Source organism: Streptomyces sp. NPDC052299 (genome assembly GCF_040679335.1).
Taxonomy (GTDB): domain Bacteria; phylum Actinomycetota; class Actinomycetes; order Streptomycetales; family Streptomycetaceae; genus Streptomyces.
In genome coordinates, this window is record NZ_JBFAUP010000007.1 from 191,872 (window position 1) to 204,350 (window position 12,479).

Genomic DNA, 12,479 nt, shown 5'->3' on the forward strand with positions numbered 1-12,479 from the left:
CCTACCCGCCCATTCCCGTAACCGGGGCTCCGCCCCGGACCCCGCTCCTCAAACGCCGGAGGGGCTGGATTCGGCGACCTACTCGAACGCCGCTGCCGCCTCCCTCAGTGCCTGGGCCACCGCCTCCGGGGAGTCCGGGCCCGGATCCCCCGGGGTGTACGTCACCGAGCGCAGGCGGCCCCGGTACGGGAAGGAGCGGTGGCGTTCGAAGAGGGGCCAGGAGATGGGGGATTTGCGGTCCACGCCGATGCTGATGCCCTGGAAGGGGGCCATGCCGATGAGCTGGTGGACGCTGGGCGGGGTGGCCCGGGTCGCACCGTCGACCTCGATCCGGAAGCTCCACCGCAGGCCGCGTTCGGCGGTGGCGACGAGGCGGACCGTGTGCTCGCCCGGTGCGAGCGGGCCCGCGTCCGTCTCGTGGAGGACGCCGTATTCGTTGTACGCGAAATACAGGCGGCCGTCCTCCACGTACAGGCTGTAGCCGCCGCCCTGGTCGCCGTGCGAGACGAGGACGCCCTCGCCCGTCTCCTCGATCGCGACGGTGACCTCGAAGGAGCGCAGGGAGACCAGGCGCGAGGAGCGGTAGCGCTCCAGTTCGGGGGTGCCGGGCAGCAGGGTGAGGGGGCGCGACAGTCTGCGTTCGGCGGGGTTGCGGCGGGCCATTGCGCCGCTGCCGTCGGGGAGCGGGAAGACACCGTTGCGCCAGGCCGCCTTCTCCCAGGCCGCCGAGAGTTCCTTGACCAGGCCGGGGTGCTCGGCGGCCAGGTCGTGGATCTCGGTCGGGTCGGTCCTGATGTCGTAGAGGGCCCACTCGGAGTCGTCGTAGGGGGCGCCGGGGCGGTGCAGGGTGACGAGCTTGCGGCCGTCGCGGTAGTAGCTGCGGTTGCCGGTCATCTCGCAGTACTGCTCGGGGTGGGTGGAGAGGTGTTCCGGGTCGGCGAGCACGGGGGCGAAGGTGACGCCGTCCGGCTCCTGGAGCGGGACCCCGCGACGGCGCTCGGGGCGTTCCAGTCCGGCGAGTCCGAGGAGGGTCGGGGCGATGTCGGTGACGTACTGGTACTGCGGGCGCGTGCCCGGGGTGAGCCGCCCGTCGCGGGCGCCCCTCGGCCAGGACAGGACGAACGGGACGCGCACCCCGCCCGCGTACGTGTGCCCCTTGTAGAGCCGGAACGGGGTGTTGGAGGCCATGCCCCAGCCGCGCGGGTAGTGCACCAGGCTGCGCGGGCCGCCGATCAGCTCCGGGTCCCGGTCGACGTCCGGGGTCCAGTCCTCGGGCAGGGCGGGGTGGTGGACGAAGCGGCTGAAGTAGGAGCGGGTGCCCTCGGCGCCGCCCTCGCCGGTGCCGCCGTTGTCGGAGGTGAAGACGATGATGGTGTTGTCGAGCTCGCCGAGCGCGTCGAGGGTGGCGGTGAGCCGGCCGAGGTTCTGGTCGATGTTGTCGACCAGTGCCGCGTACACCTCCATGTAGCGCGCGTACAGGCGCTGTTGCTCCTCGGTGAGGCTGTCCCAGGGGGGCACGTCCTGCCCGGCCTCGCTGTTGCGCTCCGGGAGTTCGGTGCCGGGTGGGAAGAGGCCGTCGGCGATCTGGGCGGCGAAGCGGCGTTCGCGCAGCGCGTCCCAGCCCTCGTCGTAGCGGCCCCGGTGGCGGGCGATGTCCTCCTCCTTGGCCTGCAGCGGGCCGTGGACGGCGTTGTGCGCGAGGTAGAGGAAGAAGGGTTTGTCCGGGTCGTGGGCGCGCAGCGACTTCACCATGGAGATGGCCTGGTCGGTGATGTCGTCGGTGTAGTAGTAGTCGTCGGGGAACTCGTCGATGTCCAGCGGGCTGTTGTCGCGGACGAGCTGGTGCGGGTGGAAGAGGCTGGTGAGCCCTTCCAGGACGCCGTAGTACTGGTCGAAACCCTTGCGCAGCGGCCAGTTGTCGCGGGTGTCGGCTGCGTTGGACGCGGAGTCGCGGACCAAGTGCCACTTGCCTACGGCGTAGGTGGCGTAGCCCGAGTCGTGGAGGAGTTCGGCGAGGGTGGGGATGTCGTCGGCGATCTCCATGCCGTAACCCGGGAAGCCCGGGTCGGAGTTGGCGACCATGGCGTAGCCGACGCGGTGCGGGTTGAGGCCGGTGAGCAGGGCGGCGCGGGCCGGGGAGCACAGCGGCATGGTGTGGTAGTTGCTGAGCCGTACGCCGTCCTCGGCGAGGCTGTCGAGCACGGGGGTGGGTATCTCGGAGCCGAACGGGCCGATGTCGCTGTAGCCCATGTCGTCGACGAGCACGACGACGATGTTGGGGGCCTTCTCCCCCGGTGTCCGGGGCGCCGCCCAGGCCGGCTCGGAGTCGGCGAAGGTGCGGCCGATGCGGCCGGGGAAGCCGTCGTAGGGGTCGCGGCGGGTGCTGGTGGTCATCGGCGGGCGGCTCCGTCTCGGGTCGGGGCGGGGTGGGTCATGCGAGGGCTCCCGTCTTCTCGGCGTGCTCGGTCCGGGCCGGCGGCGGCACGGGTTCGGGCGCGGCGGCGAGCAGGGCACGGGTGTACGGGTCGCGGGGGCGGTCGCACACCTCGTCGGCGGTGCCGGTCTCCACGACGCGGCCGCGGTGCATGACGGCGATGCGGTGGCTGATCTGCCGGACGACCGCGAGGTCGTGGGCGATGAAGACCAGGGAGAGGCCCAGGTCGCGCTGGAGGTCGGTGAGCAGTCCGGTGATCTGGGCCTGGACGGACACGTCGAGCGCGGAGACCGGTTCGTCGCAGATCAGGACGGACGGCGCGGGGGCGAGGGCACGGGCGATGCCGATGCGCTGGCGCTGGCCGCCCGAGAAGGAGCGGGGATGGCGTCCGGCCACGGCCGGGTCCAGGCCCGCCAGCTCCAGGAGCTCCGCCACCCGCTCCCGGCGCGCGTCGCGGTCGCCGATGCCGAACGCGACGAGGGGTTCGGCGACGATCTCGCCCACGGTCATGCGCGGGTTGAGCGAGGCGTAGGGGTCCTGGAACACCATCTGGACCTGGCGGCGCACCGCGTGCAGCGCCCGGCGCGAGGGCCGGGTGACGTCCTCGCCGCGCAGCCGCAGGGTGCCACCGTCGGCGGTGTGGGCGTGGGCGAGGACCCGGGCCAGGGTGGACTTACCGGAGCCCGACTCGCCGACGATGCCCAGCGTCTCGCCCTCCCTGAGCGTCAACGACACCCCGTCGAGAGCGGGCACACCGCGCTTCCGGGCGCCGCGTCCCCCGTACCTCTTGGTGAGGCCGTCCGCCTCCAGGACGACCGCTCCGGGCGCGGGGCGGTCGATGCGGGCGGGCGGGGCCGGGGCGGGCAGGGGTTCGGTGCGTCCGGCGGCGGGGAGGCAGGCCACCCGTACGTCTCCGGCGGCCCGCGCGAGCGGCGGGGTCGCGGTGCGGCAGCGCTCCTCGGCCAGGGTGCAGCGGTCGGCGAAGGCGCAGCCGTCCCCGAGGAGCGTGAGGTCGGGCGGGCTGCCGGGGATGCCGGTGAGCCGGGTCCCGGACGGGGTCGCGAGGCGCGGGACGGCGGCCAGGAGCCCGGCGGTGTACGGGTGGCGTGGGCGGGTGAGCACTTCGGCGGTGGGCCCGTCCTCGACCACGGTGCCGCCGTACATGACGAGCACCCGTTCGCAGGCGCGGGCGACGACGCCCATGTTGTGGGTGATGAGCACGAGGGCGGTGCCGGTCTCGCGGTTGAGGTCGCCGAGCAGGGTGAGGATCTGGTCCTGGACGGTGGCGTCGAGTGCGGTGGTCGGCTCGTCGGCGAGGAGGACGTCGGGTTCGCCGGCGAGGGCCATGGCGATGAGGATGCGCTGGCGCTGGCCGCCGGAGAACTGGTGCGGGTAGTCGTCGGCGCGCCGGTGCGGGTCGGGGATGCCGACCCGGTCCAGGAGTTCGACGGTGCGGGCGCGGCGGGCGGCCTTGTCGCGGTTGCCGTGGGCGCGCAGTGCCTCGTCGATGTGGCGGCCGGCCGTGAGGACGGGGTTGAGGGCGGTCATCGGGTCCTGGAAGACCATGCCGATGCGGGCGCCGCGCACCGCGCGCAGCTCCGCCTCGTCGGCGGCGGCCAGGTCGCGGCCGTCCAGCCGGACCGTGCCGGTGGTGATGCGGCCGGTGCCGGGCAGCATGCGGTTCAGGGCGAGCGCGGTGGTGGATTTGCCGGACCCGGACTCGCCGACGACGGCCAGGGTCTCGCCTCTGCGCAGGGTGAAGGAGACCCCGCGCACGGCGCGCAGCGGTGAACCGTCGGGTGCGGTGAACTCGACGCCGAGGTCGCGGACCTCCAGCAGCTCGGGGGCGGTCATCGGCGTATCTCCCGGTTGAGCGCCTCGGCGATGAGCGAGAGTCCGAGGACGAGCGCGGTCACGGTGATCAGGGGTCCCGCGGCGAAGTGCGGGGACTGGGCGAGATAGGGCATGGACTGGCTGAGCACCGCGCCGAGGGTGGGTTCGGGCGGCCGGACGCCGACCCCGAGGAAGCTCATCGCGCCCTCGATGAAGACGGCGACGGTCAGCGAGACGGCGATCTGCACGACGAGCGGGTCGGCCGCGTTGGGCAGGATGTGCCGGACCAGCACCCGGCGGGCCGAACCGCCACCGACCCGGGCGGCGGTGACGTACTCCCGTTCCCGCTGTACGAGGACGCCGCTCCGCAGCAGCCGGCCGAAGACCGGGACCTCGGCGAGGGCGATGACGAGCATGACGGGAACGCGTCCGGGGCCGAGGATCGCGGTGACGGCCAGCGCCAGGATCAGCCCGGGGAACGCGAGGAGCAGGTCGAAGACGCGCTGGACGACGGTGTCGACGACGGGGTGGGCGGCGGCGGCCAGGGCGAGCAGGCAGCCGAGCACGGCACCGGCGGGCACGGCGATCGTGATGATGGTGAGGTCGGTGCGGATGCCGTACAGCACCCGGCTGAGCAGGTCGCGCCCGAGGTCGTCGGTGCCGAGGAGGTGTCCGGGGGTGCCGGGCCCGGCCAGGCTCCGACCGCTCTGGTCGGTGGGCCCGTGCCCGGCGAGCAGGGGTGCGAGGAGTCCGGCGAGGACGATCACGCCGACGAGGACGAGGCCGGTGCGGGCGCGGGCGGTGGACAGCGCGGTGCGGTAAGGGTGGCGGGGGCGGGCCGTGGCACGCGGTTTGCGTGCGGCCGCGGGCGGCGCGGAGTTGAGGAGGTCGGTCGTCTGGGTCATCGGGGTCACTCCCACCTGATCCGGGGGTCGAGCCAGGCGTACACGAGGTCGGTGAGCAGCTGGACGAGGACGAAGACGGCGACCAGGAGCAGCAGCAGGTCCTGGACGACCGGGTAGTCGCGCCGCTGGAGTCCCTGTTCGGCGAGTTGTCCGAGGCCGGGCCAGGCGAAGATCGCCTCGACCAGGACCGCACCGCCGAGCAGGTTCCCGACCTGCATGCCGAGCAGGGTGACGACGGGCGGCAGGGCGTTGGGCAGGGTGTGGCGCCACAGCAGGCGGCGCGGGGCGATCCCGGCGGCGGTGGCGGTGCGGATGTGGTCCTCGGCGAGGCCGCGTTCGATGCCGTCCTTGAGGTAGCGGCCGAGCACGGCGGCGCTGGGCAGCGCCAGGCAGAGCGCCGGCAGCACGAGGTACTGGACGGCGAGGTCCGGCGCGGTCAGGAAGGCGACCCGGCCGCCGGGCGGCAGTACGGGGAGCGCCACGGCGAAGACCAGGACGAGCAGGACGCCGCTGACGAACGGTGGCACGGCCAGGGCGGCGGTGGTGATCACGCGCACGGTCCCCGTCAGCCACCGGTTGCCCGATGTGGCCCCGATGACGCCGAAGGCCGTACCGAGCAGGATCACGAACAGCAGGGCGGCGGCGGTGAGTTCTATGGTGGCGCCGAGTCCGTCGCCGATGAGGTCGGCGGTCTGTCCGCCGATCGCGTACGAGGGTCCGAGGTCGCCCTTCAGGAGCGAGCCGATCCAGTGGGCGTACTGGGAGAGCAGGGGTGCGTCGAGGCCGAGCCGTTCGCGGATGGCGGCGACGGTCGCCGCGTCCGCGTCGGGTCCGGCGAGCGCGGTGGCGGGGTCGCCGGGGACCAGCCTGAGGATGGTGAAGATCAGGAAGGAGGCGGCGGCCAGGACGAGGAGGGCGGACGGCAGCCGCCGGATCAGGTAGCTGCGCATGTCACACCAGGTAGGCGTTGTCGAGGTTGAGGTAGGAGAACTTGTTGAGCGTGACGCCGTGCAGCCGGGCGGCGGAGACCTGGACCTGACCGCGCACGACGAGGTCGATGAGGAACGCCTCGTCCAGCAGGATGGAGGAGATCTTCTGGTGCAGGGCGTTGGCGGCGGCCGTGTCGGTCTCGGGCTCGGTCCACGCCTCCCGCACGACCTCGGTGTAGTGGGCCGAGCGGTACTTGGAGGTGTTCTTCGCCTCGTTGAAGGGATACGCGCTGACGGCGAGGGTGGACGGCTGCACCTGGGCGAATCCGTGGCCGAGGGACCACAGGGCCGGCATGCCCTGCGAGATCAGCTTCTTCTGTGCGGTGGCCCCGTCGGTGGGCTGGAGCGTGACGTGGACGCCGACCTGCTTGAGGTCGTACTGGATGGACTCGGCGATGGCCGTCTCGCCGGGCAGCGCGATGTGCAGCATGGGCAGGTCGAGCCTGGTGTGCCCGGCGGACTTCAGGAGTTCCCGGGCCTTCGCGGGGTCGTGGGTGTAGTGGGTGCGGTTGGCCTCGCTGTAGGCGGGCGAGGACTTGGGCCAGGGCGCGGCGGAGGCGAGGCCGTAGCCGCCGAGGGTCTGGGCGACGAGCCGGTCGCGGTCGACGGCCCAGGCGAGCGCCTGGCGGACGGTGCGGTCGTTCAGCGGGGCGACCGTGGTGTTGACGCCCAGATAGACGGCGCCGGCACCGGTGTCGTAGTCGCTGATGGTGAGTCCGTTGTCGGCCTTGACGACGCCGAGGCTCTTGCCGGGCACGTCGAAGGAGAGCTGGGACTGGCCGGAGCGCAGGGACGAGATCAGCGCGTCGGCCTGGGCTATGACCCGCAGTTCGACTCCGTCGAGGTAGGGGCGGCCGGGCTGCCAGTACGTGTCGTTGCGGGTGAGGCTCAGTCCGGAGCCGGGGCTCCACTTCTTCAGCTTGAACGGGCCGGTACCGATGAGCTTCTTCCCGGCGACGGCGTCCTCGACGCTCTCCGAGTCCGCGATGATCATGAACTCGAACAGGTCGAAGAGGTTGTTGACCGGGTGTGCCAGCTTGAGCACCAGCTCGTGGTCGCCGCGCTTCTCGAACCCGGTGATCGTGGCGGCGGTGCTGCGCAACTGGGCGGCCCGCACCGGATTCTGAAGGTTCTTCACGGCGAAGATCACGTCGTCGGCGGTGAAGGCGCGGCCGTTGTGGAAGGTGACGTCGTCGCGGAGGCGGAGCGTGATGCTGCGCCCGTCCTTGGCATACGTCCAGGAGGTGGCGAGTTCCGGTTTGGGGTGGAGCCGGTCGTCATACCGGGTGAGCGTGTTGTAGATGAGGCGTTGCTGAAGGGACTGGCCGCTCTGCGCGAACAGCAGGGCGGGCGTGAAGTCCGCGTTCACGGCGACGTTCAGCACGCCGCCGCGCCGGGGAGCGGCGCTCGTGCCCTGCGCGGCGGAGGAGGTCTCCGACACGGCCGAGCGGCAGCCCGCGAGACCCAGTCCGAGGAGCAGTGCGCCGCCGCCCGCGGCGCGCAGCGTGGAGCGCCGGGACGGTCCGGAGGGCGTGAGGGGGTACAGCTCGGTCATCGATGCCTGCCTGTGACAGTGGTGGGAAAGGGGGAGGTGGAAGCGCGCACCGGAGCACGTACGCGTATTCGTTCCGCTGCGGGAGGAATGGAGCGAGGAGGCTGCGCTGCGCGACAGGCGCACCGGACCGGGGCCGCTGCGGCGGCCGTACGGAATCGGCGCGGGTGGGCGTAAGGGGCTCCCGCGGCACACGGGGGCGGGGGAAGCCCGAAGGAGAGGCGATTCCCGGTTCTCAGCGGGTTGTTGTCACCCGTGAGAGGTCAGCGGGGCGGCGGCCATGGGCCTCTGCCCGCCGCGATCCGGGTCAGCGGCGGACGGCACAGACCGCGCTGGCCTGTCGACAGAGGTCGACGTGCCTGCGGGAGACGAGGCGCTTGTCCGGGTTCACGGGAGCAATATGACAGCGGCTTCGCCGGACGGTCAACCTGCCATGTCCGCATCCTGGTACGAAGCGCTTTCCGTCCTCCGGCGGCCGGCTACCGCACCGATGCCGCCAGCGGGCTTCTGAACAGGGGGTTCAGGACGACGGCACCGGCGGCGACGGGGAGAACCGCCGTCCCGGCATGCGGACTGACGATGCGTTCCGGGTCCCGGCAGACGCGCGAGTGGTCGACCGCGGCGCCCCTGATCTCCTCCAGGTACTCCGGGTTGGTCAGGCTGGCGTGCTCGGTGACGACGACCAGGTCGGGGTTGAGGACGTCGAGCAGCAGGGCCGTCGCCCGGCCCACCGCGCGGGCCCGTTCGCGCAGCAGCCGGTCGGCGCGCCGGTCACCGGCGGCCGCCGCGTCCACCACCAGAAAGGCGTCCGGCCAGGGCACGATGCCGCGCCGCACGGCGGTGCGCGCCATGGCGGTGTTGGAGGCGGTCGCCTCCAGGCAGCCCGAGCGCCCACAGGGGCAGACCACCGTGGAGTCCGGGACGGGGAGGTGAGCCACGTCCCCGGCGCCGGACCCGGGCCCCTGGTGCACCACCCCGGTGATGCCGAGGGCCGCGTCGACCACGTTGCCGATGAACAGGTGGACGAGGCTGCGCCGTGCCTCGGGCCGGCCGAACAGGATCTCGGACTGCGCGACGGCCCGGGCGTGGTTGTCGACGCGCACCTCGAAACCGTCCAGGCCACGTGCGAGTTCGGCGGCGAGCGGGCGGCCGGCCCAGCCGAGCGAGGCGTGCCGCACGGCCGTGCCCGACCCCGGATCGACCCAGCCGCCGAGGGCCGCGCCCACCCCGAGCAGGGGGCGGTCGCGGCGGACGTCGTCCAGGAAGGCGCGCAGCCCGCGCACGATCCTCGGCGGCAGCTCCCCGGCGGTGATGCCGTCGTGCGGGAAGGTGCGCCGGTCGAGCAGGCGGCCGCGCAGGTCCAGCAGGCCGAACGTCGAGGCGGGCACCCCGATGTGCACCCCGGCGACCAGGGGCCCGTCGCTCTCGCCGGTGTGCAGGTCGACCGGGATCTGCGGGCGGCCCACCCCGTTTCCGGTGCTCAGCTCGGGCAACTCCCTGACCAGGCCGAGCCGTACGAGGTCGGTGCACTGGCGCGACACGGCGGCCTGGCTCAGCCCGGAGCGATCGGCGATCGTCCGGCGGGCGACGGGCCCGTGATCGAGGACGGTGCGCAGCACGGTGGCGGCGTTGGTCTCGCGCCTGCCGTCACCGGTGGCGCGGAAGAGGCGGGGGGCAGCGGTCATGGGGGCCTTCCTTCGGTCCTGCGCCGGTGGGGCGCTCGCAACGTTACGGCGGCGTGAATTCGCACGGGGGCGGTGACCGGGCCCGCGGGCCGCTCCCGCGCAGCACTCGGGCGACGGGGTGAACTCGCAGGCCAGCAAGGGTTTTTCGGCGCCCTTCGAGGGCATCCGGCGGACCCGTGCAGGCGCCGATTGAACCACTGCCGCACGCCTCGCGGCGCCCCGGCGGGCGCTTGACGTATCCGGCGGGGCGCTGCGAGTCTCCGGGACATGTTCGCGACGGCACTCACCGATGCGCGGCCCGCCCGCATCGGCCGCCCCGCTCCTCAGCCCGTGTGTCCGGGCCCCTGTACCGCCGCCTGACCTCACCGGCGTGTCGCCGCGCCGCGCTCCCCCTCCGGAGCCGGCCACCCTGCGCGAACCCGCTCCGGGCAGTGCACCGGCTCCGCCCGTGGGCGCATCCCGCCCCAATTAATTCCGCTCCACAATTAATCGCCTCGCCCACTGCCGCGCCCCGCGCCCGGCCGTGGCGGGCACCTCCTCGAAGGGAATCCCATGTCCTCCACCACCACCGCCCCCGCCGTCACCGTCCAGCAGCTCGGCGGCCGCATCGGCGCGGTCATCTCCGGTGTACGGCTCGGCGGCGACCTCGACCCGGAGACGGTCGCCGCCGTCCGGGCCGCGCTCCTCGCCCACAAGGTCGTCTTCTTCCGGGAGCAGGACCACCTGGACGAGGAGAGCCACGAGGCGTTCGGCCGGCTGCTCGGCACGCCGGTCGCCCACCCGACCGTGCCGTCCGCCGACGGGCGGTACTCGCTCGGCATCGACTCCGACCACGGCGGCCGGGCCAACCAGTGGCACACCGACGTCACCTTCGTCCCCGCCTATCCGGCCTTCTCCATCCTGCGGGCCGTCGTGATCCCCCCGTACGGCGGCAACACCCTGTGGTCCAACACCGCCGCCGCCTACGCGGAGCTGCCCGAGCAGCTGCGCACCCTGGCGGACGGGCTGCGGGCCGTGCACTCCAACGACTACGACTACGCTGCGGTGCGGCCCAACGCCCTGCCGGAGGCGCTTCAGCAGTACCGCGAGGTGTTCACGTCGACCAAGTTCCTCACCGAGCACCCGGTGGTGCGCGTGCACCCCGAGACCGGCGAACGCGTCCTGCTGCTGGGCAACTTCGTCCAGCGGATCAGCGGGCTGACGGGCCGTGACTCGCGGGCCCTGGTCGACCTGTTCCAGTCGCACATCGAGCGCCCGGAGAACACCGTGCGCTGGGACTGGCAGGTGGGCGACGTGGCCATCTGGGACAACCGCGCCACCCAGCACTACGGGGTGGACGACTCCGACACCCACGAGCGCAAGCTGCGCCGCGTCACCATCGACGGCGACGTCCCGGTCGGCGTCGACGGCCGCTCCTCCACGCTCATCAGCCCCGAGGCCGTGCCGGACCCGTCCTTCGGCATCCCGTCCGGCGCCTCCACCACCGAGGCGACGGCTGCGTGAGCGAGCACTCCACGGCCCCGGAGGGCGGCGTCCCGGCGCCGCCCTCCGGGGCACGCCCGCAGGTGATCGTGGTCCTCACCGACCAGCAGCGCTGGGACACGGCCGGGGTACACGGCAACCGGGCAGGTGTGACCCCCGAGTTCGACCGCATCGCCCGCGAGGGCACCCTCTTCGAACAGGCGGTCACGCCCAACCCGGTCTGCGCGCCGGCCCGTTCGTCGCTCCAGACCGGCCGCTACCCGACCGCCACCGGTGTCTTCCGCAACGGCCTGCCGCTCCCGGGGGACATCCCCACGCTCGCCGGCGAGTTCGCGGCGGCCGGATACGCCACCGGCTACATCGGGAAGTGGCACCTGGCGGGCGACGACAACCCCGACGGGCCCGTGCCCCCGGCCCTGCGGGGCGGTTACGGCACATGGCTCGCGTCGGACCGGCTCGAATTCACCTCGGACGCTTACCGCACGGTGGTGCACGACGAGGACGGCGCCCCGGTGCGGCTGCCCGGCTACCGCTCGGACGCGCTGATCGACGCGGCGATCCGGTTCGTCGCCGACCACTACGACCGGCCGTACCTCCTCTTCCTGTCGCTGCTGGAGCCGCACCACCAGAACCCCACCGACGACTACCCGGCCCCGGCAGGCTACCGGGAGCGTTACGAGGGCGCCTGGCTGCCGCCCGACCTGGCCGCGCTCTCCCCTGGGGCCGAGCAGGGCGGGGCGCACCGCCATCTCGCCGGGTACCTGGGCCAGATCAAGCGGGTCGACGAGGGCATGGGCCGTCTGCGCGACGCCCTGCGGAGCCTGGGCACCGAGCAGAACACGGTCCTGGCGTGGACGGCGGACCACGGCTCCCACTTCCGCACCCGCAACAGCGAGTACAAGCGCTCGGCCCACGAGGCCTCGGTCCGGGTGCCGCTGGCCGTCACCGGGCCGGGCTTCGACGGCGGCGGGCTCGTCCGCCGGCCGGTCTCCACGGTGGACCTGATGCCGACCCTGCTCGCGGCGGCCGGCCTCCCGGTCCCGCCGGGCGTACAGGGGCGCTCCCTGCTGCCGCTGACCGGCGGGGGACGCGATCCGGAGCGGCTCGGATCCGTGTTCGTACAGATCAGCGAGGACCGGGTGGGGCGGGCGGTGCGCACCTCGCGCTGGAAGTATGCCGTGGAGGCACCGGGCGCGGACGCCTGGAACGACCCGGGCGCGGACCACTACACGGAGACGGAGCTGTACGACCTGGCGGCCGACCCGTACGAGCTGGACAATCTCGCCGGCCTCGACTCGCATCGCGCCGTCGCCGACGAGCTGCGTCGGGAGCTCCTGGCCTGGCTGGCCCGGATCGAGAACGCGAAGCCCGCCGTCGTACGGGCCCCGGCACGCCCGCCCGGCCAGCGGCGCGCGGATTCCTTCCCGGCCGGAACGCCGTGGGAGGGGGTCCGGTTCGGCCACAGCCCGCGCGAGTGACGTCGCGCGGCGACGTCCCGCCGCATCACGCACTGGACTTGCCGGTCCATTTTTGCCTTTCTACGGTGGCCTGACCTCACCGCGGCACACGGCTCGCGGTGACGGCTCACGGAGAGGCACA

The 12,479-nt window shown here is 73.1% G+C and carries 9 protein-coding genes; 2 read left to right on the plus strand and 7 right to left on the minus strand.

The annotated features are described in order from the left end of the window. Positions 1 to 78: 78 nt before the first annotated feature. From AB0L33_RS14545 to AB0L33_RS14575, 7 genes are all read right to left on the minus strand, one after another. A complete protein-coding gene (locus tag AB0L33_RS14545) occupies positions 79 to 2,394 on the minus strand; it encodes an arylsulfatase (RefSeq protein WP_365681169.1) in 2,316 nt (771 codons plus the stop codon). 37 nt (positions 2,395 to 2,431) lie between these two features. Beyond that, positions 2,432 to 4,288 (minus strand): ABC transporter ATP-binding protein, encoded by a 1,857-nt coding sequence (locus tag AB0L33_RS14550; protein WP_365681171.1) that lies wholly within the window; start codon positions 4,286 to 4,288, stop codon positions 2,432 to 2,434. Beyond that, entirely contained in the window at positions 4,285 to 5,172 is an 888-nt protein-coding gene (locus AB0L33_RS14555; RefSeq protein ID WP_365681173.1) for an ABC transporter permease, read from the minus strand. The genes AB0L33_RS14550 and AB0L33_RS14555 overlap by 4 nt, the downstream gene beginning before the upstream one ends. A gap of 5 nt (positions 5,173 to 5,177) precedes the next feature. Next, the gene (locus tag AB0L33_RS14560) at positions 5,178 to 6,122 is read right to left on the minus strand and encodes an ABC transporter permease (protein ID WP_365681175.1); all 945 of its coding nucleotides are present in this window, start codon (positions 6,120 to 6,122) and stop codon (positions 5,178 to 5,180) included. Position 6,123: 1 nt separating this feature from the next. Next, positions 6,124 to 7,716 (minus strand): ABC transporter substrate-binding protein, encoded by a 1,593-nt coding sequence (locus tag AB0L33_RS14565; protein WP_365681177.1) that lies wholly within the window; start codon positions 7,714 to 7,716, stop codon positions 6,124 to 6,126. Between the two features lie 304 nt (positions 7,717 to 8,020). Next, positions 8,021 to 8,104: a putative leader peptide gene (locus AB0L33_RS14570; protein ID WP_361031313.1), complete on the minus strand. Its 84-nt coding sequence runs from the start codon at positions 8,102 to 8,104 to the stop codon at positions 8,021 to 8,023. Positions 8,105 to 8,192: 88 nt separating this feature from the next. After that, positions 8,193 to 9,398: an ROK family transcriptional regulator gene (locus AB0L33_RS14575; RefSeq protein ID WP_365681179.1), complete on the minus strand. Its 1,206-nt coding sequence runs from the start codon at positions 9,396 to 9,398 to the stop codon at positions 8,193 to 8,195. Positions 9,399 to 9,950: 552 nt separating this feature from the next. Between AB0L33_RS14575 and AB0L33_RS14580 the strand changes: the two genes are divergently transcribed. Both AB0L33_RS14580 and AB0L33_RS14585 read left to right on the plus strand, forming a co-directional pair. Next, on the plus strand, positions 9,951 to 10,901 hold the full coding sequence (locus tag AB0L33_RS14580; RefSeq protein WP_365681181.1) for a TauD/TfdA family dioxygenase: 951 nt from the start codon (positions 9,951 to 9,953) through the stop codon (positions 10,899 to 10,901). After that, entirely contained in the window at positions 10,898 to 12,358 is a 1,461-nt protein-coding gene (locus AB0L33_RS14585; RefSeq protein WP_365681183.1) for a sulfatase-like hydrolase/transferase, read from the plus strand. Before AB0L33_RS14580 ends, AB0L33_RS14585 begins: the two co-directional genes overlap by 4 nt. Positions 12,359 to 12,479 lie beyond the last annotated feature (121 nt).